Consider the following 21,451-nt stretch of genomic DNA (forward strand, 5'->3'; position numbering starts at 1 on the left):
ATTCAGAGTGAGAGAAAGGGGGACATTGTCTCTCTTTCCTCTCTGAAAAATAAATGTTTTTATTGCTTATTATCCGCACCCAAAAAGTTGCATTTATAAGTTGAATTCAAGAATTCAGAATCTACCTTAATATCAATATTGTTTTTTAAGGATTTTGATTTTTCTGTAAATCTAACTCCATTGTTTTTTATAAAACATTGGTAAAGTTGAACATAGTCAAAAGTTTTTCTTTTGTTTGCAATAATATCAGCAACCTGCAATTCCTTTATTAGATAAATAAGTTGAGTAGCCACTTCGTTTTTCCAAACAATAGGCTCTTTAAGTTCCGTAATTGAGGTTTCTGTAAAAATGAGTTTGAAGTTTTGAAAACTAATAACTTCATCTATCAATTCATTCTTTATAAGAAATCTTTTGAAATCGTATAACTTAACCTCATCTATCAGCCATTTATAAGTAAGTTTTGATTTTATTTTTCTGGGTTTAGGAGGTGTATGTTTTTCAGTATCTTCAAAGAATTTAATCCATTCATTTGCTTCCTGTTTTGTATTGTGGATAATACTAAAAATAGCGTGAAAATGAATGCAGTTACTTTCTTCGGTATCAATCTCTTTTTCTAACTGTAAAACCGCATCTTCTATTTGTTCTAACTCAACTAATGAACTTTTAAAAAAATCTGTTTCATTTGCTCTTATGCCGCTTCTTAAAGATTGTTTACTAAAGTTCTCAAAAGACTTTTCAAATGTTCCGTAAATCATTTTCTCATCTCCAGCACATAAAAGTTGTTGAGGGTAAAAACTTTCCTTTATTTCATTAACCCTTTTTTGCAATGGCTTAATAAGGTTAAAATTCTTATTCATACTTTATTACTTTTTAAACGCCTCATCAAAAATATTAACTGCATCTCTTTTCTTCTGGTCAATCACTTTAGTATAAATTTGAGTTGTCTTTAATTCTCTATGACCTAACATTTTTGAAACTGTATAAATATCAACCCCTTTGGTAAGCATAAAAGTAGCGTAGGTATGCCTTGCACAATGAAAAGTAATATGTTTAGTTATTCCTGCTCTTAAAACCCATTGAGCAAGTGCCACATTCATATAAGAACTGTATCTTAACCCTACAAATACCCTTTCTTCTGGATTGCCTTTTTCTCCAATATATTGTAAAGCATTATTAGGTATATCCAAATATTCAACGCCTTTAGTTTTTTGTTGTTTAAATTGAACTCTGTAACCGCCCTCAAACTCCTGTATCTTACCCCACGTCAATTTATTTACATCAGACCAACGTAACCCAGTAAAACAACTAAATAAAAACGCATTCTTCAAAACATCGTATCTGCATTCTGCTTCCATAAGTGCCTCCAGTTCTTGCTGGGTTAAATATTCCCTCTCATTCTCATCTGGTTTAATACTCTTTACTCTTTTGGCTGGATTTTCGTTAATTATTTTATCATCAAATGCTTGGTTTAAAGCCGCTTTAAATTTGTTGAGGTAAGAAGAAGAAGAACTTTTAGATAAATTCTTACCAGTTTTTGTTTTTACCTCATTCAAAAGGTAATCTTTAAAGCCCTCACAAAACTCTGGCGTTATATCCTTAAATGTTGTTGTAGCACTTGTATAGTTTAATAAATGCTTTAAAGTACTATCCCAGTTACCGTAATTACCTTTACTCTTAAAACGTTCTTCTGTTAGTTTCTTAAAGTATTCAATAAAATTAGTATTCAATTTATGAGTGTTGTTAAACCCGTAAGTACCGTTTTGAATTTCTAACACCCTTTGAGCCTTAACCGCCTCTGCCGATTTTAAGTTTTCCTTATTATGTTGTTTTTCTGCTGGATTTTTAGGCTTGTCGTAAAGAAAGTAGTCTAAATACTCATAATCTCTATTATGCTTTATTTTTCCATTAGGTAGTTTAGAGTACCCTTTATACAATTCTAAATACAAGGTTATTTTACCTGTTTTTTTGGAAAGTCTTTTGCGTAAGGAAATTTTCATTTTATTTACATTATTTACACAAAAATAGAAATAAAATGTAAATTAGCCGTAAAAATGTAAATAAAAAAGGAAATTAAAAGAAACTAAAATTGCATTACAGTACCTTAAACCCTTTATATACTTGCTTTTATTTATTTTTTAATTTCCTTTGTTTTACTACTTTACTTTCCGATACAGAACTTTGAAAAGATATGCCCCAAAACCTCATCATTAGTAAACTCTCCCGAAATTTCGCCGAGATGCTCTAAAGCATAACGCAGTTCGTAAGCCAAAATTTCAGTATGAAAACTCTGCTCAATAGCTTCCTTTACCCGAAAAACCGAATCCAACGATTTTTTCAAAGCCTCATAGTGCCGCTGATTGGTAATCACCGCATTACCCTCACCGCTCTTCATTTGCTCGACATAAGCCGAAAGCTCATTTTTCAAAATTTCCACGTTGGTTTCGTCTTTAGCCGATATTCCGATAAGGGTTCGGGTGTATTGAGGCACCAGCTGCGCCTTTATCTCTGCCATAAATGAGCCGGTTTGCGCCCCGGGTAGATCTATTTTATTTTGAAGCAGAATTATTTCCAAATCTTCCCGCCACACTTCCTTAACAAAATCAACCACTTCCTGAGGAGAAGAGCTAAGTGCATCATACAAATAAAGCAGCACTTGCGCTGTGGCAATTTTGTCTTTGGCTTTTTTCACGCCGATTTCTTCAATGGCATCCGTGGTCTCCCGAAGCCCCGCCGTGTCGATAAAACGAAAGGCATTGCCTTTAATGTGAAGGACTTCTTCAATAGTGTCTCTAGTGGTTCCTGCAATATCCGACACAATTGCCCTTTCCTCCTTCAGCAGCGCATTGAGCAAAGTGGATTTACCCGCATTGGGTTTACCGATAATCGCTACTTGCACGCCGTTTTTCACCGCATTGCCATAACGGAAACTCTCCATCAGGGCTTTGAGCTTTTCTTCGATTTTATCCAAAAGTATATTCAACGCCGTTCGGTCTGCAAACTCCACGTCCTCTTCTGCAAAATCCAACTCTAATTCCACCAAAGCCGTAAAATTGAGCAAATCCCCTCTCAAAGCTGAAATTTCCGCCGAAATTCCTCCTTTTAGTTGGTTTAAAGCCACCTTTCGCGAAGCCTCGTTTTCGCTGGCAATCAAATCCGCAATGGATTCCGCCTGAGCCAAATCCAGACGGCCATTCATAAACGCCCGCATCGTGAACTCTCCCGCCTTAGCCATTCGTGCTCCGTTTTGGGTCAACACCTCCAAAATCCGCTTTCCGATATGCGGCGAACCATGAAAAGTGATTTCCGCCGAATGTTCCGTAGTAAACGTTTTCGGGGCATGAAATACAGAGACCATCACCTCATCAATCGGCTCGTCCCCATCAATCAAAAAACCGTAATGAACGGTATGCGAAGGCACACGGGTCAGATCTTTCCCTCTAAAACAACGGTTAATCACCTCCAACGCCTCTTTTCCCGAAAGCCGGATGAGGCCCAAAGCCCCCACGCCGTTGGCCGTGGCAAGCGCACAAATGGTATCCTGATTCATATTGCAAAAATAACGCTTTTTAGAGCATAAAAAAATGGGACTCCTGCCCCAGCCCAACCTTCGTCTATCTTATCTTCCTAAAAAAAGCCACTTCATAAAGAAGTGGCTTTCCATTTTGTACGATCGGATTATTTTCTCAATCCTAATTCTGCGATAATCGCTCTGTATCTTTCGATATCTTTATTTTTAAGATAATCCAACAATCGTTTTCTCTTTCCTACCAATTTCACCAAAGCTCTTTCCGTAGCATAGTCTTTGTGGTTTTTTCTAAGGTGACCGGTCAGGTGGTTGATTCTGTAAGTAAACAAAGCAATTTGTCCTTCTGCAGAACCAGTGTTTTCTGCTTTACCTCCGTGCTTAGCGAAGATTTCTGATTTTTTTTCTTTTGTCAAGTACATGCCAATATTATTTAATGATTATTATGTAACGAGCGGCAAAGATAGAACTTTTTTGCAACCCCCACAATAGTCTGAAGAAAATTTACTATGATTTCATAATAAAAAAGTTCCGCCTCCTTGGAGGCGGAACTCTATCTCAAAAACGGTCGGAATCCATTAGTTTCCTCCTTCCATTTTCTTTTTCAACTCTGCAAGAGCGTCGATATCGCCAAGCGTCGTTTTTTCTTCTCCTGAAGAAGCCGCCGCTTTAGATGTTGCTTCCTTCACGTTTCTTCTCTCTTCTTCTCTGAAAAGACCGGTGTGAGAAACCACTACGCGCTTAAACTCCTTGTTGAATTCAATCACTTTGAAATCTGCCGTTTCCCCTTTCTTAATCTTGCTTCCGTCTTCTTTTTCAAGAAGTCTTGCAGGACAGAAAGCTTCCACTTCCGCATCTTCAAACTGAACCTGAGCTCCTTTGTCAAATACATCGGTAGCTACCCCGCTGTGTACGGTACCTTCCGCATATTTATCCTCAAACTTATCCCAAGGGTTTTCCTGCAATTGTTTGTGCCCCAAAGACAATCTTCTTGCTGCGGTATCCAATTCCAATACCACTACGTCCAATTTATCGCCTACGTTGCAGAATTCGCTAGGATGCTTGATTTTTTTCGTCCAAGAAAGGTCGGAGATGTAAATCAACCCGTCGATACCTTCCTCTAACTCTACAAACACTCCAAAGTTAGTGAAGTTTCTCACCGTACCCACGTGCTGAGAGCTTACAGGGTATTTGGATTCGATATTTTCCCAAGGATCTTTGGATAGTTGTTTCATACCAAGAGAAATCTTTCTCTCTTCGCGATCCAACGTCAATACTTCTGCTTCTACTTCATCCCCTACTTTCACGAAATCGCCTGCGCTTCTCAAGTGAGTAGACCAAGACATTTCAGAAACGTGGATCAAGCCTTCCACTCCTGGAGCAATTTCTACAAACGCTCCGTAGTCAGCCAATACAACCACTTTACCTTTCACACGGTCTCCAACTTTAAGATCCGCTGAAAGCGCATCCCATGGGTGCGGTTCCAATTGCTTCATACCCAACTGGATTCTGGTCTTCTCGTCGTCGAAATCCAAGATAACCACTTTCACGGTTTGACCGTCCTCCAAAACTTCGGAAGGATGGTTCACACGAGACCAAGAAAGATCCGTAATGTGGATCAAACCGTCTACGCCACCAAGGTCGATGAATACCCCGTAAGAAGTGATGTTCTTAACGGTTCCTTCAAGAACCTGACCTTTCTCCAATTGCGCAATGATTTCTTTTTTCTGATCCTCGATATCCGCCTCGATAAGTGCCTTGTGAGACACCACCACGTTTTTGAACTCAGGGTTGATTTTAACCACTTTGAACTCCATGGTTTTACCAACGTACTGATCGTAATCTTTAATCGGCTTCACATCGATTTGAGAACCTGGCAAGAACGCTTCGATACCGTGTACGTCCACAATCATACCTCCTTTTGTTCTCGATTTTACAAAACCGTTAACCACTTCACCTGTTTCGTGAAGCTCGTTCACCTTATCCCAAGCCTTAAGCGTTCTGGCTTTTTTGTGGGAAAGCTGAAGCTGCCCGGTTTTGTCTTCTCTACGGTCTACCATTACTTCCACTTCATCACCTACGGACAAATCGGGTTTGTAACGGAATTCGTTAAGAGAAATCACACCTTCAGATTTGAAGTTGATGTCTACGATGGCTTCTTTATCGGTAAGTCTTACGACTTTACCAACCAACACATCGTTGTCTTCAAGATCGCTTAGGGAACCTTTGTAGATTTCCTCAAGATCGCTCTTTTCTTTTCTTGCATCAGCATCCAATCCGGACTCGAAAGAATCCCAGTCAAACTGTTCAGGTGCTACGTTTTGGTTCATAAGAACCTCGTCTTTGTATTCAGACATAAAAATAAAATTTGTATTCCTTCTCTCCTATAATCTGATGGTTTTGCGGACAGGAAATACGGAAGATGTTAAAAATTAAAGCCTTGCTTTCTCAGATTACCCCGCAAAAAAGCGCTGCAAAATTACGTTTTTTTTCGTTACGATGAAGAAAATCCCCTTCGATTTTTACTCTTTTTGAAATTTCCCTCTCAAAAAAAACATTGCACTCCCCAAAAAGGAAATGCAATGCCTTATTTAAAATCTAAAAAAGTCTTAAACAAAAGGAAGTTTCACCACTTTTGCAGGAACGGACTTATTTCGGATTTGGATGAAAATCTCTGACCCCAGTTTAAAATGAGGACGATCCACATAAGCCAAACCGATACCAACCTTTTTCATAGGGCTCATCGTACCCGAAGTTACCCGACCAATGCACTCGCCTTGAGCATCCACCACGGGATAATCGTGCCGAGGGATCGCCTTCTCCTGCATCTCGAAAGCCACCAGCTTACGGGTTACCCCTTCCTCTTTCTGCTGTTGGAATTTTTCCTTGGAAATGAAGGATTTATCAAACTTGGTAATCCAGCCCAATCCGGCTTCAATAGGAGAGGTCGTATCGTCAATGTCATTACCGTAAAGACAAAATCCTTTCTCCAAACGCAACGTATCCCTCGCTCCCAAGCCACAAGGCAGTACGCCGAACTCTTCTCCCGCCGCCGTAAGCGCATCCCAAATTTTCTCTGCATGCTCGTTTGCAAAATACACCTCAAAACCGCCGCTTCCCGTATACCCCGTATTGGAAATAATCACCTCCGGAATACCGCAAAGCGTCCCCACCGCAAAATGATAATAAGGAATAGCCCCCAAATCCGTATCGGTCAATTTCTGCAAAGTCTCCAGCGCCTTAGGCCCCTGTACCGCAATAAGCGAAGTTTGATCCGAAACATTAGTCATCGTCGCTCCAAAGGTGTTATGTCGGCTGATGTGCGCCCAATCCTTAGCAATGTTGGAAGCATTAACCACCACAAAGTACTTTGTATCATTCATTTTATAGACAATAAGGTCATCCACAATACCCCCTTCTTCGTTCGGAAGACAAGAATATTGTGCCTGGCCATCAACCAAGGCCGCCACGTTATTCGTCGTAACTTTCTGTAAGAGTTCCAACGCCCCTTCCCCTTCGATAAAAAACTGCCCCATGTGAGACACATCGAATAATCCTACACGCTCGCGAACGGCAAAATGCTCCTCCGTAAGCCCCGAATATTGCACGGGCATTTCAAATCCTGCAAATGGCACCATTTTCGCGCCAAGGGATACATGCTTGGCATACAATGCGGTTCTGTTCATATTTACTTTTAAATTAATTTGATTTTTCTATTTTCAATGTTTACCCGACTCATTTGCCTTCACCTCTAACACTCCCCCTCTTAAGCCAAATGAATTTTATACTGTTCCCAAATAATTTTAAACCATTCGGTAAAACGATCAGGATAGGTTCTAATTTCCTCCTCCAAGGCCTCCATCGTCACGTAACGCACTTCGGAAACCTCCTCGGCATTCAATCGAAATTCCCCTTCATACCGCCCGACAAACACATGATCCAGCTCGTGCTCCCAAAGACCTCCGCCCACGTCCGCCTTATATATAAAGTGAAACTTCTCCTCCAAAGCCGTCGAAATGCCCAACTCTTCCTCCAAACGGCGATGAGCCGCCTGAAGATACGATTCTTCACTCCGAGGATGGGAGCAAACCGCATTGGTCCACTTTCCCGGCGAATGGTACTTTCCTTGCGCCCTGCGCTGCAGCAGCATCCGATCGCTCGCGTCAAATAAAAATACAGAGAACGCCCGGTGAAGCACCCCGTTCTGATGCGCCGGCATCTTTTCCATCAAACCAAGCACCTCGTCCTTTTCCGTTACTAAAACCACGTGTTCCTCCATACCCACAAAAATACATTTTTTAATGGATATAGCCTACGATTCGGAATCAAAGTAACGATCCAGCCGCTCCAAAGCCCCCTTATCATTCCCCACAAAACACTCCCGATCGGTCACAAACACGGGCCGTTTTAAAAAACTATAATGCTCCAAAATCAAACGGCGAAAATCCTCCTCCTTCAAAGATTTCAAGTCAATCCCCCGCTGCTTAATCTGAGTGGACTTCTTGCTAAAAAGTGCTTCATACGATCCCGTATGGGCATAAAGCACCTCCAATTCCTCTTCGGTTATCGGCAAAGACTTAAGCTCCCTCAGCATCCAATCGGACAAGTCTTTCCCGCTCATGATTTTTTTATTGGTGGAGCAAGTCTTTAAATAATATACTTTTTTCATTTTTATTTCTTTTCGGACAAAGATAAGCCCTATTTTCATCCGCCCCAAAAGTCTTTCTTCTCTCCCGAAAAATACCACTCAATTTCTCGGAAGAAAATAAATCCCCACTCCAAATTAAAAACAAAAAAAACAGAAAGCCGTCACGCCCGCCCCAAAGGTTTCAAGCCTCTTTTCTTTCCGTTTCTACAGATACCACAGTCGTAAAAAGTTAATTTATAATGCAAAAAAACCGGCTTGACCAATCAACAACGGTTCGAGGGACAATAATTTCTTCTACGGGATCATCGTATTTTCTGCTGTATAATAACCTTCCCTCTTTATCGTATTGCTTTTCCTCATAAACAGATAATTTTCAGAAATCGGCTATGATGTGAAAACTCGGCGACATCCAAACACCCCGCTTTAATCCTGCTCCGGTGCCTTCGATTTACCGAAGATGAGTTTCAAAATTACGGGAAGAGTCGTTACCAGAACCAAAACCAAAATAATGCTCTCCAAATGCGCCTTTAGATCGATTTTAAATTGGTCAAGGAAAAAACGGTCGAGATAATGCCCCGCAAAAACCAAAGAAAACGACCAAAGCAGTGCCCCTATCACGTTATCCAGTAAGAAACGTTTTTTACTCATCCCTACTATTCCCGCCACAATCGGCACAAACGTGCGGACAATCGGCAAAAAACGAGCCACGATGATAGCCAAACTGCCATGTTTCTCAAAAAACTCCGTTGCCTGATACAGGTATTTCTTTTTGAAAAAAAACGAATCCTTCTTTTCATAGAATGCCGGTCCTGTCTTATGCCCGATCCAATACCCCAACTCATTCCCTATAATCGCCGCCAAAGCAATGCTGCCAGCCACAATGGTCGTATCCCCAAAACCACTTCCCGTCGTTCCGAACGTATTGGTTACCATCTCCACGGAATAAATCCCCGAAATAAAGAGCAAGCTGTCACCGGGCAGAAAAAAACCGACGAAAAGCCCCGTTTCCGCAAAAATAATGAATATAACCAGCCAAAAGCCCCCCAGTCTAATATAAAATTCCGGGTTAACCAGGTTTTTCCAGTTTTCAAAATGATCCATAGTGACTCGTGTTTGTCACAAAAGTAAGAGAAAAAGCCCGCTTTCCGAAAATTATTAAGACTTTTTAACAGAAAAAACCGCGGAAGAACCCCATTTCCTTACAAGTCCATATCCTCCTCGCTTACCGCTGTACCATCCGCCATAAGGAATGCCTTGAGAAACGGTGTAAGATGACCGTTCATCACGGCATCGACATCCGAGGTCTCGTGCCCGCTTCGCACATCTTTCACCAACTTGTAGGGATGCATCACGTAATTGCGGATTTGGCTGCCCCACTCGATTTTCATTTTATTGGCTTCGATTTCGTTACGGGCTTTCATCCGCTCTTCCAATTCCATTTCGTAGAGACGGGATTTAAGGAGCTGCATCGCCTTCTCCTTATTCTGAAGCTGGGAACGCGACTCCGAGTTTTCAATAATAATGCCTGTGGGGGCGTGGCGAAGCCGCACGGCGGTTTCCACCTTGTTAACATTCTGCCCTCCCGCTCCCGACGCTCTCATCGTTTCGAAAGTAATATCGGCAGGGTTGATGTGGATTTCGATGGTGTCATCCACCAAAGGATAAACGTACACCGAAACAAAGCTGGTATGCCGCTTAGCATTGGAATCGAAAGGCGAAATCCGAACCAAACGGTGGACGCCATTTTCCCCTTTCAGATAACCGAAAGCGTATTCTCCCTCAATTTCCAGCGTTACGGTTTTCACCCCGGCCACATCGCCCTCTTGAAAATTCAATTCCCGAATTTTATAGCCCTGCTTTTCCGCCCACATGGTGTACATCCGCATCAGCATGCTGGCCCAATCGCAACTTTCCGTTCCGCCCGCTCCCGCCGTAATCTGCAAAACCGCCGAGAGTTCGTCCCCCTCATTGGAAAGCATATTTCGGAATTCCAAATCCTCAATTTTTTCCACCAACAAGGCAAAATGCGCTTCCGACTCCCGCTCGCTGTCGGGATCTTCCTTAGCAAATTCCATAAGCACCTGCAAATCCTCATGCCCCGAATGGATTTCCTCATAAGCCTCCACCCATTTCTTTTTGGAGCGCAACTGTCTCAAAAAAGCTTCCGCCGTTTTAGGGTTATCCCAAAATTCCGGAGCCGCCGTTTTCTCGTCGTCGTTGGCTATTTCGATTTTCTTCTTTTCGATTTGGAGGTACTTATGCAAATCCTCTATGCGGGATTGAACGTCTTTCAGTTGATCGGCATTTATCATGCTGCAAAAGTAAGCATTTAGAAAAACGGATAAAAACAATTTTTCGAAAGCCTATCCGCCCATATCCCCTCCCCAAAAGCCGGCATCAAAGCCCAAGCCTAAAACCAAGATTTCTTGTTCTTAACGTAGGTCCGATCGAAGGTTTCGTCGTCCATCGTAAGGTAAATAATCCCTTCGATAAAAGGAATAACGGTCGCCAGCCCGCAAGTCAGTATATTAAACGCAATCTGAAGAAGCGCCTCTTTCTGATACCCCAAAACCCATTTGTTCCCCGCAAAAGTTCCCAAAAATAATCCTAAAAGGGCTGCCGCAATCTTTTTTTCGCTGCGGTAAGGCCGATTCGGTTGTGGTGCAGGATTAGGCGATTGATAACCGTAAGTTTCCATAAAATCTTATTTTTTTAATGTTCTACCCAATTGGTAGCAAATACCGGGCTAATGTTACCCCAATGATGTTTTTTTTAATCCAAATAATTCGTTCCGAATACTTATCTTTGCTTTTATGATTTTACGCGGGGAAAACTTAATTAAAGAATACGGACCCAAAAAGGTAGTAAAAGGCGTTTCAGTAGAAGTCGCCCAAGGGGAGATTGTAGGCCTCTTAGGCCCCAACGGAGCAGGAAAAACCACCTCTTTCTACATGATTGTAGGGTTGGTTCGTCCCACATCGGGCCGAATATTCTTGGACAACCAAGACATCACGCAGGACGCCATGTACCGACGGGCCCAAAAAGGCATTGGCTATTTGGCTCAAGAGGCCTCCGTTTTCCGTAAATTAAGCGTGGAAGAAAATTTGATGAGCGTTTTACAACTGACCAAGCTGTCCAAAAAAGAACAAAGGTTAAAATGCGACGAGTTAATCGAAGAATTTTCTTTAGAACACGTTCGGCGTAACCGTGGCGACTTGCTTTCCGGAGGAGAACGCCGCCGAACCGAAATCGCCCGATGCCTTGCCACCAGCCCCAATTTTATTCTCTTGGATGAGCCTTTTGCCGGGGTCGACCCCATCGCCGTAGAAGACATCCAAAAAATTGTGAGAAGCCTGACCAAAAAAAACATCGGAATCCTAATTACCGACCACAACGTCCAGCAAACCCTTGCCATTACCCACAAAACCTACATCATGTTTGAAGGACGCATCCTAAAGGAAGGCCTGCCCGAGGATTTAGCCAACGACCCTCAGGTACGGGAAGCCTATTTGGGCGAGAATTTCGTTTACCAAAGCATTGACGATAAACCCCGGAGGAAAACCTTTGCGTATTGCATTTGGGCCGGTAATTTTGACAGCCGCGCCGAACTCCAATTCGAAGTGGATACGTATTTTGCGGGAGAACAAGATCTAAGGCTCTTCCATGGATTCGAGGACATCAGCTTCGCTTCTTTGGCCAATTCCGAAATCGACCATATCTTCAAAAACGTGGTGGATAAAACCCAATACAACAGTTTCGTTTTCCTAAAACGACCTCTTAGCCCCGTGCTTTCTACCGAAGCACTGACAAGCGCAGCAAAAGAGCGCCCGGTCGGCAAACTGACGTACACCGGAACCCATTTATTTGAAGCCTAAGCGGTTAGAACCCCCTGGGTTGATATACTGTAAAGATTAACGGAATTTGTATAAGGCCCGAATCCCTTTAGAAATTTATTTTTGTGGAAAAGCTTTCGCCTCGGCAAAAGTTTTTAAGATGTGTTTAAAATCAAAATACAACACCCATTTTTAAATTTTTATGAAGAGGATTTTGGTATTGTCGTTATTTTCTTGGATCTTATTATCATCGGTATCCTGCCGCCATCGTTTGGTAGGCACTTGGGAAGTGGAGCGTTACGAGAGCAAAGCGCACGGCCAACCAACGGCTTCGCTCCGCCATGCGGGCACCCTTCGTTTCCATCGGGATTATACCGGGGAAAAAGACCTTCAGTACACTTTATTGGGAAACTCCACCTGGGATCGGATTCCGTTTCGCTGGGAAGCCTCCCCTCATAAGGTAACTCTGCACTCGCAAGAGGCTTCAGAATTCTCTAAAGTATGGATCGTCGTCGAAGACCGAAAAAAACGCCAGGTTTGGAAATCTACGGACGGATCAAACCGAGTTCAAGTTCTTGAACTAAGAAAGAAATAAATACGGCTTTTCAAAACTCGAAACTTACGATTTTCGGAAGCATAAACCGTAAAATTATTTGTTTTAATTTTTTAACATGAATGCAAATCTACAATTAACCGATACCTTCAAAGCTTTTTTCAACAGTGAGAAAGCCGGCGGTATCCTGCTGATTTTCGTAACCTTATTATCTCTGCTTCTGGCCAATTCGGCATGGGGCGAACAATACATCGGCTTTTGGAACACCTACGTCGGCAGCCACAGCATCGTCCACTGGATTAACGACGGGCTAATGGCGATTTTCTTCCTTCTCATCGGTCTCGAACTCGAAAGAGAAATCTACAAAGGGGAGCTTTCTAACCTTCAAAACGCCTCGCTCCCGGTCATGGGGGCCATCGGCGGACTCATGGTTCCGGCGGCCATTTTCTTGTTTTTCAACTACGGCAGTCCGACGCAGTCCGGTGCGGGAATTCCCATGGCCACCGATATTGCGTTTGCCATCGGAGTATTGTCCTTGCTCGGCAACCGAGTACCCGCCACAATGAAAATTTTCCTTACAGCCTTGGCCGTCATCGACGATTTGGGAGCCATTCTCATCATTGCCGTGTTCTATACAGGCGATTTATCTTGGATTAACCTGATGATTTCGCTGTCCATTTTTGCCGTTCTGCTCGTGATGAACCGTATGAAAATCCACCACCTATGGCCTTATCTCATCGGAGGAGCTGCCATGTGGTACTTCATGCTGAACTCGGGCGTTCATGCCACCATCACAGGAGTGCTTTTGGCCTTTGCCATTCCATTCGGTGACGGAGGAAAACAAAGCCTCTCCTACCGTTTAGAACATGCCATTCACAAACCGGTAGCCTTTCTGATTCTTCCCCTTTTCGCAATAGCCAATACCTGCATTCCCATCGCTGCGGAATGGTATCGGGATTTAGCCTCTCCCAATGCCTTGGGGATTATCCTGGGACTGGTTTTAGGCAAGCCCATTGGCATCATGGCTTTGGCCGGATTGGGTGTAGCCATTGGTTTTTGTAAACTACCGAGTGATCTTTCTTGGAAAAATATTTTAGGCGTGAGTTTTCTGGCCGGTATCGGTTTTACCATGTCCATTTTCGTTTCGATTTTGGCCTACGACTCCGAAATCCTGATAAACGAATCCAAAATCGCCGTACTTGTAGCCTCTTTGATTGCGGGTAGCATCGGGTTCCTGTTGCTTTACTTTACACTCTCCAAAACCGTAGCCGTAAAGCATCCCGAACTGACCGAAGAAGTCGAAGAAAGCCAATCGTCCAAAATGCAAAAGCAAACCTCCAAGCTCTAAGGCAGCGTTGCATTTAAGACCTAAAAATCCGATGGATTAGCTTTTTAAATTTGAACATTTAATTTTTAACCTTAAAATCACAATATTATGGCACTAAGAGATTTATTGCAACGATTAGCAAATCAAAAGAGTAACCCTTCTGTTACCATTTCGCTCAATACGCATCGTTCCCACCCGGAAAACCAACAAGATGAAATCGTATTGAAAAACCTAGTGAAAGAAGCCGCCCAAAGAGTGGAGGAAGAATTCGGAAAGCGCGAAGCGGCAGAAGTGCTCGAAAAACTGGAAAACATCGAAAGCAAAATCGACCACAACCACAATTTGGAAAGCCTTCATATCTTCATCTCCAAAGACGAGGAAGAGGTAGTGAAAACCACTTGGCCGGTACGTGAAAATTTGGCTCAGGTGGACGAAACATTTGCCGTAAGATACCTGATTAAAGCCTTGAACCGAAGCGAAGAATACCTGATTCTGCGTTTGGCACAAGACGGAACACACCTTCATCGGGCCTTAAACGACAGCGTTATCGAAGAAGTGCAAAACCATGTGTTTCCTTTCGGTGAAAATCCGAACAAAATCGACTTCAACATCCGGAAAAGCGATGCCGAATACGTTGACAGCCAAATCCAAGAACATTACCGAACAATCGACAAAGCTTTGGTGAACTACCTTCGCGAGCAAGACGAAGCCCTAAACGTTGTGGTGCTCTCTACCCGGGACAACTACGACCATCTAATGAAAGTGGCTTCCCAACCTCAAATTTATGTGGGGCATGACGATAAAGACTACCACGCCCGCGCCGACCACCACATCGCCGCACAAGCATGGGAAATCATCAAACAAAAACAAAGCGAACAACGTACAGAAGCCATCGGCGAAATGAAGGAGGCAATCTCCAAAGCCCAAGTCCTTACCGACCTGCAGGAAATCTATCAAGCGGCCATCGACGGAAGAGGAGAGCTTTTGATCGTCCACCAAGACTACGAACAACCCGTAAAAATGATTGACGACCGCTCTTTCCAATACGCGGAAGACGCTAAGGCTCCCGGCGTTTTGGACGACATTGTAAGCACCATTGCATGGGAAGTTTTGTCCAAAAAAGGACGCGTTCATTTCACCGCACAAGAAGAAATCACCGATTTGGGTTCGATTGTACTGAAAACAAGGTACTAAACTTTGTTTGACCCATCTAAAAAAGTCGCCCCGCTTTCAGCGGGGCGACTTTGCTTGTCGCTCTATCATCAAAAACTATTTCGATGGTTTATCGGGGTAAGGAATGGCTTTATCCAATTCGATGGGAAGATAATGTTTTATAATCGACTCCTGCATCATTTTTCTTTTCTGATCCAATTGGGAAATCGAATGAATATCCTCCCCATTGATATTAATGGAACCTCCATTTTTCAAAATCCTCGTCAGATAAGCTACCGGATCCTGATAATCATTCAACATCAGTTTTACCCATTGCTCGTGATTGATTTTCAGGGGCGTTTTATCATAGTAAGTTTCTAAAAAGTTTTCGGTGGCGTAGGTTTCGCCCAAGACTTTATTCTTTACCAAAACATAGTGAAACTTCTGCTCTGTATCATAGATTTCATAAATCAGCCCGGGCAGGCCGTTAAATTTATAGGGGCCTTCCATCACCGGAATTTCTTTAGCAAACCAAGCTTCCCAATCCCGACCTCCGAAGTGCGTTCGAGCCTTTTGAAGGATAAGATTTTCAGGGCTTTTTTTAGTTACCGACGTTACCTCCCAGTCCATAGCATCCGAAGAAGGAATGACAAAATAATCGCTGTCATTGTTAGTGAAAAAATTAAGATGTGTGTGTTGATTTTTATCCCTCTTCAGCACTTGCTTCGTAGACGAAACGGTTCTGAAAACGTGCCCCGGCGTTTTTTTTGACAACGAATCACTTTCCAAAAATTTAAGGTCATAAAACTTAACTTCTTTCGGATTTACATCTAATACCATTAAGTCCTTCTGGGGCCCATTGCCCACCTGCCGGGTAAGTTGATAGATAAACCGATTGGTCTGTGCCCAAACCATCATCCCTAAATTAAGGAATAGGACGGATAAAATCATTTTTTTAGTCCTCATGTTTTATTTAAGTCTTCATTCTAGTTTTTTTCTTCGTTTGGTCCACGCCATTATTAAATTCTTTTTTGTCTTCCGAAAAAGACCTGTTAAAGATAAAACATTTCAATTAATACGAAAAACTATTTTTAATTCTCCGTCTTCAGCCGTTTTTAACCGCTTTTTATTACGACAAACCCAATGAAATCTAAGGTTTTTTGTGATTTTTGTTTTTTTTGAAGCTGAAAATTGAAATAAATCAGGGTAAAAAACTTGTGCATGTCCTCATAGTTTTCTACATTTGGCTCGTTATGCTTTTGGGACCCAATCACATCCGAAAAAACGAAAAAAAACAACCGAAAAATTTGGTGGTTTCGGATAATCGTGTAAACACACACACACACACACACACACACACACCACTTACGTCCCCTAAGGCTTTATAAAAGCGCGCAGGTACGCGTAGCTTACAAAAATTTTTCGGAAAAACCAAGCTTACTTTATTTTTTTACGGCTTTGGTTTTAGGCGTTGTTTTGAGGAATCTTATTTCTCAAAACAACGCTTTTTTGGTTTCTGCCTTTATGGTCGTTTTGGCCGTTATTCTTTTTCCTTTTTCGAAAAAATCATTTTTAACGCTAAATCCCAAGCTAAAAGCCCTTCTTTGTTTTCATAAGTTAAAGTTTAAGTGTATCGGGGCTTTTAGCCGCCGGAAGGTCGCCTCATGGCTTTCCGGCTTTCTTGCGAAAAAATTTGAAACAACTATAAATACGGTTTTTTACCGCCCAACCCGATCCGATGGAGGCAAAATCGTAAAACAATCAAGCCACAGAAAAAATGCATCGAGAATACGGACACAGGATGGTTGTCTTCATAACCAGCCAACACCTAACACCATTCTTGTCCGTTTCCGATGCTTTTCACAATAATGATTTCATAAATATTAACCACTAAACAAAAAAAAATGAAAAAAGGAACAATTAAATTCGGCGTTTTAGCTTTTTTAGGATTGGGGTTTTCTGCCTACGGACAGTACAATGGTAAAGTAGGGATTAATACCACTACTCCTAATGCAACATTGGAGATTCAAATATCTGATGCTAACAAAAGTGGAAATACCAAAGAGGGGATTTTAATCCCAAATGTAAGTGCCGAGAGAGCTGAAAATATGGGTGCAGGGCTAGAAGATGGTACTTTATTATTCATTGGTTCTGGGGCAGCTAATGCTACAGGTACTACATCTAATTACAGTGGTAAAGGGTTTTACTACTTTGATAAAACCACTACCAAGTGGGTAAAAGTAGGAGCTGCTTCTACAACTAAAGAGTTTACCGCAAGATTGGGGCAAACGGTATCTGCCAGTTATGAGTGGACAAAAAAAGGAGGCGTTGCTGGAGGAGAAGAAATAGGTTTAGCCGATTTCTATGAGTTTACAGTAGATGCAGGAGCATTAAAACTCCCTGCACCTAGTGCACATAAAGGTGCAATTATTCACTTTAAAAATTCTACGGGTGGAACACTAGTTTATACTGGAACTAATGGAGTAGATTTCCCATCAGAAACATCATCTATTACGGCAAGTTCAGCTCAAATGGTTTGGTCTGATGGAACTAAATGGTATCTTATAGGAGGTAGAAACTAATTATCATTTTATTAACCTTAAAAAAATAGACAAAATGAAAAAAATAACAATATTGGCACTAGCATTAGGGACTTGCTCAATAGCTCAAGCTCAAGTACTATCTCATGGAGAAATTTCTAAAAACTTGTTTAAGACCAATTATTTCCTCGATGCAAGTAATTTTCAGAGTCAAGCAGATGTTTCTAAAGGAAAATTGTTAGGTTTTCCTAAAACCGATTTAACACAGTTTAAATTTGATTTAAAGGTGGTTACCGATGAGGTAACATTATCGGGGTTTGATGGGGTAGTAGTTTATAATACTGCTATAGGAAAAACAGGTTCAGACGCTAATACCCAAGGTAAAGTAGTAGATGTAACCCCAGGTTTTTACTATTTCTCTAATCCTAATGGAGCTACCAACCAAACGGTTTCCGAAGGGAAATGGGTAAGGTTAAGCGATAGTGTTAGCCAAGAAGGGCAAGAATGGTTACATAATGGTTCTGATGCTATTTATGCTAAAAGAGCTAAGGAAAATACTCCCTCTAATGCATTTGAAATTTTGGATAATGGTAAAACCTATATAAACCAAGGAGGAGTTGATTGGACAACATTAACAAATTCAGAGGGATTACCCCTTTTCTCTGCTAATCCCAGAGGTTATTTGCTTAATGCAAAGTATCAAAGCAGTAAATCTTTACCTACCACTAATATTGAGATTGACCATGACAATTTAGGGATAGCAGGATATACTTTTAACTCTAGTAGTGCTTTTGTAGAGGCAAATCATGTAAATAATGCACAGGGTAACAAAAAGTTGTATCAGTCTTCTTCCGAGTCTATAAATGTAAATGATAATATTACCCAACCCCTATACTATGTTAGAGGTAAAGCTTTTCATACTTTGGTTGGAGGTCAAGTTTCTGCTGATATAGAATTTATTAGAGGTATTTCTTCAACGGCAGTTAGAGGTGGAGCGGGTAACTCAAAATTTTCTGCTGCAGGGTATTTTGCTTCTACTACCGAAGATAATGCCGTGGTAACTTTTGGGGAAGCGGTTAGAGGAGGAGTAAATGTCAAAAATGGAGGTACAATAAATAATATGGTTGGAGGTCGTTTTTATGCTGATGTTATGGGAGGTAATACCACTAATTCAATAGGAGTTAGAGGAGCAGCCAATACTTATACAGAGCAGACAACTAATGTAAGTAGATTGTTCGGAGGAGATTTTTATTCTGTGGGTAACTCAAGTATTGTTATTGAAGAGATGAGAGGGGTTTCTGGTCATACCGAAATAAAAGGCAATACCACTTCAAATGAGGTTATAGGTGGGCATTTCAGTACGCAACTGAATAATTCGTCAAATTTAAGTTTAGTGAGAGGAGCTAAAATTTTACATATGTTACAAGAAACACCATCTGTTTCCGAAATGATAGGGGTACAAACAGGGATTATTAGAAAAGCAGAAGCAACATCGGTAAGTACGAATATCGCAAATTACTATGGTTTTGTATCTGATAATTTACTAGAAGATAATTCATTTACGGGAAGTATTACAAATTATTACGATTATTTTGCAAAAGATGCTCAAATAGCCTCTAGTAAGATTGTAAACTATTATGGGTTTTATATTAATGGATTAAATAAAACCAGCTACTTAGAAGGAAAAATGGGGATAGGAGTTACGGCTCCAGTAGAAAAATTAGAAGTCGCAGGTAAAGTAAAAGCCACGTCTTTTATAGGCACTAACGGAGCAAGTATCTTCCCAGATTATGTATTCCAAAAATATTATACAGGTACTTCTAGTATTAAAGCAGATTATAGTTTTAAAACGCTAAGCCAAGTAGAAAACTTTGTAAAAGCTAACGGGCATCTGCCAGGGTATAAGTCCGCCGCAGAAATCAAAAAGCAAGGTTATATAGACCTTATGGAAACTCAATTGACTAATGTGGAGAAGATAGAAGAACTCTATCTGCATAGTATAGAGCAAGACAAGGCCTTAAAAGCGAAAGATGCTAAAATAGCAGAGTTAGAAGCTCGCTTGCATAAGCTAGAAGCCTTATTAGTAAAGTAGTTTAACCTTTCCCCATGACGGTATCGCAATGGGGCTTTTTTATACTTTACAAAGTATTGCAAACATCTAACACTAACATCAAAACTTTATACATTATGAACACTCTAAAAGCATGGTTGCGTCCCAACCTCCTCACCAAAGACGACCCGAACGATTTTGTCGCGGTGCCCCTCTTAGGTGGCAGCCTCGGCATTACAGAAATCATAAATGCCCTCAAAAAAGAGGGGATGGAGATAAAAACCGAAACCGCAATAGATATTATCACTCGTTTTAACCGCAAAGCCTCAGAATTGGTACTCAACGGGTATAGTGTAAATACAGGGCTGGTGTATATGCGTCCTGCCATCAAAGGTGTGTTTTATGACAAGACTTGGGATAAGGAGAGGCACTCCGTTTATGTGAATGTAAACCAAGGTTTAGACCTTAGAAAAGCGGTAGCCGACACCAAGGTAGAAATCCTCGGCGAGCAATCCAGCCCAATGAGCGTGTTCAGCATTACCGATAAAGCCACAGGCAAAGCAGACGGTACCCTCACCAAAGGTAAAAATGCCGAAATCAAAGGCACTTACATTAAAATAGACGGCGACAATCCTAAGAACGGCATTGTTTTCAAAAACCTAGACAATCAGCAAGAAGTGAAACTCTCAGCCGAGCATATTGTGCTTAACGAGCCGTCAAGGGTGCTTATTCTTGTGCCTTCGGATTTGGAGGCAGGAAACTATGAGCTAAGTATTACTACGCAGAGAAGTAGCGGTAATGCTCTGCTTAAAGACCCGAGAACGGAGACGTTATCCACGCCTGTAGTGATCGGGTAACCGTCTTATTCAACCCCAATAACCAATGCCCACCACTATAATATAGCGGTGGGCATTATTATTCTAATAGCACAAAAACAAACCTGTCCAATAGGTCGGAGCCTCCGACACGGTAAGGTAGAACCACCCGACATTGGCAAGTCATAGTTTACAACATTCTAAAGTCATATCACACTACGAAGCGGAGCGGGAGGGATGGTCATAGCTTTGTCGGCAAATGAGGCAACCATGAGGTCTATTATTACCGTTTTGGTGCCGTGTCTTACTTTAGACGGCAACGGTGTGCCGCTTTAGACGGTGACTGGACGTTGCCAAATAAAGCACTGGAAATTTTAACGAATGGACGCCCCATTTTCTTAACGCCTCCGTTTCCTTAGGTCGGTTATTATATATGGTAGAGAATACTCGACCTCTAATCCAAAAAAAAATCCCCAACTACGAATGTAGTTGAGGATTCCAAAATAAAAACTGGCGGTGACCTACTCTCCCGCTTTCGCAGTACCATCGGCGCTGGTGGGCTTAACTTCTGTGTTCGGAATGGGAACAGGTGAGCCCCACCGCTAAAACCACCCTAAAGGCTGTATAATCACTCTCTTAAGTCCTAAAAAGTCTTAAACTCCCTATACCTAAAAAAAGTTTTTAGCGATAAAAACCTTCACAAAGAGCAAACCTCTCACTCAAAGAGTGCCCGAAAATAGGCTATAAATCTACGGGTAATTAGTACTACTCGGCTATGCTGTTACCAACTTTACACCTGTAGCCTATCAACGTGGTCATCTCCCACGACCCTTAAAAGATGTCTCATCTTGAGGCAGGTTTCGCACTTATATGCTTTCAGTGCTTATCCTTACCAAACGTAGCTACTCTGCGGTGCGCCTGGCGGCACAACAGATACACCAGAGGTTTGTTCAAATCGGTCCTCTCGTACTAGATTCAAGCCCTCTCAAACATCTAACGCCCGCAATAGA

At 41.8% G+C, this 21,451-nt stretch carries 18 protein-coding genes, 2 rRNA genes and 1 pseudogene; 7 read left to right on the top strand and 14 right to left on the bottom strand.

The window, feature by feature from the left end; genetic code table 11:
* Window positions 1–59 precede the first annotated feature (59 nt).
* The 11 genes from VQ048_RS10575 to VQ048_RS10625 form a co-directional block, all read right to left on the bottom strand.
* Window positions 60–857: a hypothetical protein gene (locus VQ048_RS10575; RefSeq protein ID WP_327611660.1), complete on the bottom strand. Its 798-nt coding sequence runs from the start codon at window positions 855–857 to the stop codon at window positions 60–62.
* Window positions 858–863: 6 nt separating this feature from the next.
* Window positions 864–1,997, bottom strand: coding sequence for a tyrosine-type recombinase/integrase (locus VQ048_RS10580; protein WP_327611661.1), 1,134 nt, complete (start codon window positions 1,995–1,997; stop codon window positions 864–866).
* A 161-nt stretch (window positions 1,998–2,158) separates the two neighbouring features.
* The gene (gene mnmE / locus VQ048_RS10585) at window positions 2,159–3,547 is read right to left on the bottom strand and encodes a tRNA uridine-5-carboxymethylaminomethyl(34) synthesis GTPase MnmE (protein WP_327611662.1); all 1,389 of its coding nucleotides are present in this window, start codon (window positions 3,545–3,547) and stop codon (window positions 2,159–2,161) included.
* 128 nt (window positions 3,548–3,675) lie between these two features.
* Complete coding sequence (gene rpsO, locus VQ048_RS10590) at window positions 3,676–3,945, bottom strand: 30S ribosomal protein S15 (RefSeq protein ID WP_327611663.1); 270 nt, start codon at window positions 3,943–3,945, stop codon at window positions 3,676–3,678.
* A gap of 156 nt (window positions 3,946–4,101) precedes the next feature.
* The gene (rpsA, locus tag VQ048_RS10595) at window positions 4,102–5,880 is read right to left on the bottom strand and encodes a 30S ribosomal protein S1 (RefSeq protein WP_327611664.1); all 1,779 of its coding nucleotides are present in this window, start codon (window positions 5,878–5,880) and stop codon (window positions 4,102–4,104) included.
* A 252-nt stretch (window positions 5,881–6,132) separates the two neighbouring features.
* Window positions 6,133–7,209, bottom strand: coding sequence for a glycine cleavage system aminomethyltransferase GcvT (gene gcvT / locus VQ048_RS10600; RefSeq protein ID WP_327611665.1), 1,077 nt, complete (start codon window positions 7,207–7,209; stop codon window positions 6,133–6,135).
* An 80-nt stretch (window positions 7,210–7,289) separates the two neighbouring features.
* Window positions 7,290–7,802 carry an isopentenyl-diphosphate Delta-isomerase gene (gene idi, locus VQ048_RS10605; protein ID WP_327611666.1) on the bottom strand — a complete coding sequence of 171 codons (513 nt, stop codon included), beginning with the start codon at window positions 7,800–7,802 and terminating at the stop codon, window positions 7,290–7,292.
* Window positions 7,803–7,835: 33 nt separating this feature from the next.
* The gene (locus VQ048_RS10610) at window positions 7,836–8,192 is read right to left on the bottom strand and encodes an arsenate reductase family protein (RefSeq protein ID WP_327611667.1); all 357 of its coding nucleotides are present in this window, start codon (window positions 8,190–8,192) and stop codon (window positions 7,836–7,838) included.
* 402 nt (window positions 8,193–8,594) lie between these two features.
* Window positions 8,595–9,272 (bottom strand): DedA family protein, encoded by a 678-nt coding sequence (locus tag VQ048_RS10615; protein WP_327611668.1) that lies wholly within the window; start codon window positions 9,270–9,272, stop codon window positions 8,595–8,597.
* A gap of 98 nt (window positions 9,273–9,370) precedes the next feature.
* Window positions 9,371–10,483, bottom strand: coding sequence for a peptide chain release factor 2 (gene prfB, locus VQ048_RS10620; RefSeq protein WP_327611669.1), 1,113 nt, complete (start codon window positions 10,481–10,483; stop codon window positions 9,371–9,373).
* A gap of 98 nt (window positions 10,484–10,581) precedes the next feature.
* The gene (locus VQ048_RS10625; protein ID WP_327611670.1) at window positions 10,582–10,869 is read right to left on the bottom strand and encodes a TM2 domain-containing protein; all 288 of its coding nucleotides are present in this window, start codon (window positions 10,867–10,869) and stop codon (window positions 10,582–10,584) included.
* Between the two features lie 115 nt (window positions 10,870–10,984).
* On the opposite strand from VQ048_RS10625, the pseudogene lptB reads away from it, so the two are divergent.
* The 4 genes and pseudogenes from lptB to VQ048_RS10645 all read left to right on the top strand — a co-directional run.
* Window positions 10,985–11,710 (top strand): annotated as a pseudogene (gene lptB / locus VQ048_RS10630) (LPS export ABC transporter ATP-binding protein); the annotation flags it as partial.
* 496 nt (window positions 11,711–12,206) lie between these two features.
* Window positions 12,207–12,599 carry a hypothetical protein gene (locus VQ048_RS10635; protein ID WP_327611671.1) on the top strand — a complete coding sequence of 131 codons (393 nt, stop codon included), beginning with the start codon at window positions 12,207–12,209 and terminating at the stop codon, window positions 12,597–12,599.
* A 76-nt stretch (window positions 12,600–12,675) separates the two neighbouring features.
* A complete protein-coding gene (gene nhaA / locus VQ048_RS10640) occupies window positions 12,676–13,905 on the top strand; it encodes a Na+/H+ antiporter NhaA (protein ID WP_327611672.1) in 1,230 nt (409 codons plus the stop codon).
* Between the two features lie 87 nt (window positions 13,906–13,992).
* Window positions 13,993–15,078: a baeRF3 domain-containing protein gene (locus tag VQ048_RS10645; RefSeq protein WP_327611673.1), complete on the top strand. Its 1,086-nt coding sequence runs from the start codon at window positions 13,993–13,995 to the stop codon at window positions 15,076–15,078.
* 75 nt (window positions 15,079–15,153) lie between these two features.
* On the opposite strand, the gene VQ048_RS10650 is transcribed toward VQ048_RS10645, so the two are convergent.
* Complete coding sequence (locus VQ048_RS10650) at window positions 15,154–16,002, bottom strand: GLPGLI family protein (RefSeq protein ID WP_327611674.1); 849 nt, start codon at window positions 16,000–16,002, stop codon at window positions 15,154–15,156.
* 938 nt (window positions 16,003–16,940) lie between these two features.
* Here VQ048_RS10650 and VQ048_RS10655 point away from each other — a divergent pair.
* The 3 genes from VQ048_RS10655 (at window position 16,941) to VQ048_RS10665 (ending at window position 20,483) form a co-directional block, all read left to right on the top strand.
* Window positions 16,941–17,618, top strand: coding sequence for a phage tail-like protein (locus tag VQ048_RS10655; protein WP_327611675.1), 678 nt, complete (start codon window positions 16,941–16,943; stop codon window positions 17,616–17,618).
* Window positions 17,619–17,652: 34 nt separating this feature from the next.
* Entirely contained in the window at window positions 17,653–19,668 is a 2,016-nt protein-coding gene (locus VQ048_RS10660; RefSeq protein ID WP_327611676.1) for a hypothetical protein, read from the top strand.
* Between the two features lie 95 nt (window positions 19,669–19,763).
* Complete coding sequence (locus VQ048_RS10665) at window positions 19,764–20,483, top strand: DNA-binding domain-containing protein (protein WP_327611677.1); 720 nt, start codon at window positions 19,764–19,766, stop codon at window positions 20,481–20,483.
* 466 nt (window positions 20,484–20,949) lie between these two features.
* On the opposite strand, the gene rrf is transcribed toward VQ048_RS10665, so the two are convergent.
* Window positions 20,950–21,057, bottom strand: a 5S ribosomal RNA gene (rrf, locus tag VQ048_RS10670).
* Window positions 21,058–21,180: 123 nt separating this feature from the next.
* Window positions 21,181–21,451, bottom strand: a 23S ribosomal RNA gene (locus VQ048_RS10675); the annotation flags it as partial.

Origin of the sequence: Bergeyella anatis, from assembly GCF_036016955.1 — a bacterium.
GTDB lineage: Bacteria > Bacteroidota > Bacteroidia > Flavobacteriales > Weeksellaceae > JAYWXI01.

What these genes read in the sequence shown, in the direction of transcription:
- VQ048_RS10575 (WP_327611660.1), bottom strand. Translation starts at nt 857, where the DNA reads ATGAATAAGAATTTTAACCTTATTAAGCCATTGCAAAAAAGGGTTAAT.
- VQ048_RS10580 (WP_327611661.1), bottom strand. Translation starts at nt 1,997, where the DNA reads ATGAAAATTTCCTTACGCAAAAGACTTTCCAAAAAAACAGGTAAAATA.
- mnmE (WP_327611662.1), bottom strand. Translation starts at nt 3,547, where the DNA reads ATGAATCAGGATACCATTTGTGCGCTTGCCACGGCCAACGGCGTGGGG.
- rpsO (WP_327611663.1), bottom strand. Translation starts at nt 3,945, where the DNA reads ATGTACTTGACAAAAGAAAAAAAATCAGAAATCTTCGCTAAGCACGGA.
- rpsA (WP_327611664.1), bottom strand. Translation starts at nt 5,880, where the DNA reads ATGTCTGAATACAAAGACGAGGTTCTTATGAACCAAAACGTAGCACCT.
- gcvT (WP_327611665.1), bottom strand. Translation starts at nt 7,209, where the DNA reads ATGAACAGAACCGCATTGTATGCCAAGCATGTATCCCTTGGCGCGAAA.
- idi (WP_327611666.1), bottom strand. Translation starts at nt 7,802, where the DNA reads ATGGAGGAACACGTGGTTTTAGTAACGGAAAAGGACGAGGTGCTTGGT.
- VQ048_RS10610 (WP_327611667.1), bottom strand. Translation starts at nt 8,192, where the DNA reads ATGAAAAAAGTATATTATTTAAAGACTTGCTCCACCAATAAAAAAATC.
- VQ048_RS10615 (WP_327611668.1), bottom strand. Translation starts at nt 9,272, where the DNA reads ATGGATCATTTTGAAAACTGGAAAAACCTGGTTAACCCGGAATTTTAT.
- prfB (WP_327611669.1), bottom strand. Translation starts at nt 10,483, where the DNA reads ATGATAAATGCCGATCAACTGAAAGACGTTCAATCCCGCATAGAGGAT.
- VQ048_RS10625 (WP_327611670.1), bottom strand. Translation starts at nt 10,869, where the DNA reads ATGGAAACTTACGGTTATCAATCGCCTAATCCTGCACCACAACCGAAT.
- VQ048_RS10635 (WP_327611671.1), top strand. Translation starts at nt 12,207, where the DNA reads ATGAAGAGGATTTTGGTATTGTCGTTATTTTCTTGGATCTTATTATCA.
- nhaA (WP_327611672.1), top strand. Translation starts at nt 12,676, where the DNA reads ATGAATGCAAATCTACAATTAACCGATACCTTCAAAGCTTTTTTCAAC.
- VQ048_RS10645 (WP_327611673.1), top strand. Translation starts at nt 13,993, where the DNA reads ATGGCACTAAGAGATTTATTGCAACGATTAGCAAATCAAAAGAGTAAC.
- VQ048_RS10650 (WP_327611674.1), bottom strand. Translation starts at nt 16,002, where the DNA reads ATGAGGACTAAAAAAATGATTTTATCCGTCCTATTCCTTAATTTAGGG.
- VQ048_RS10655 (WP_327611675.1), top strand. Translation starts at nt 16,941, where the DNA reads ATGAAAAAAGGAACAATTAAATTCGGCGTTTTAGCTTTTTTAGGATTG.
- VQ048_RS10660 (WP_327611676.1), top strand. Translation starts at nt 17,653, where the DNA reads ATGAAAAAAATAACAATATTGGCACTAGCATTAGGGACTTGCTCAATA.
- VQ048_RS10665 (WP_327611677.1), top strand. Translation starts at nt 19,764, where the DNA reads ATGAACACTCTAAAAGCATGGTTGCGTCCCAACCTCCTCACCAAAGAC.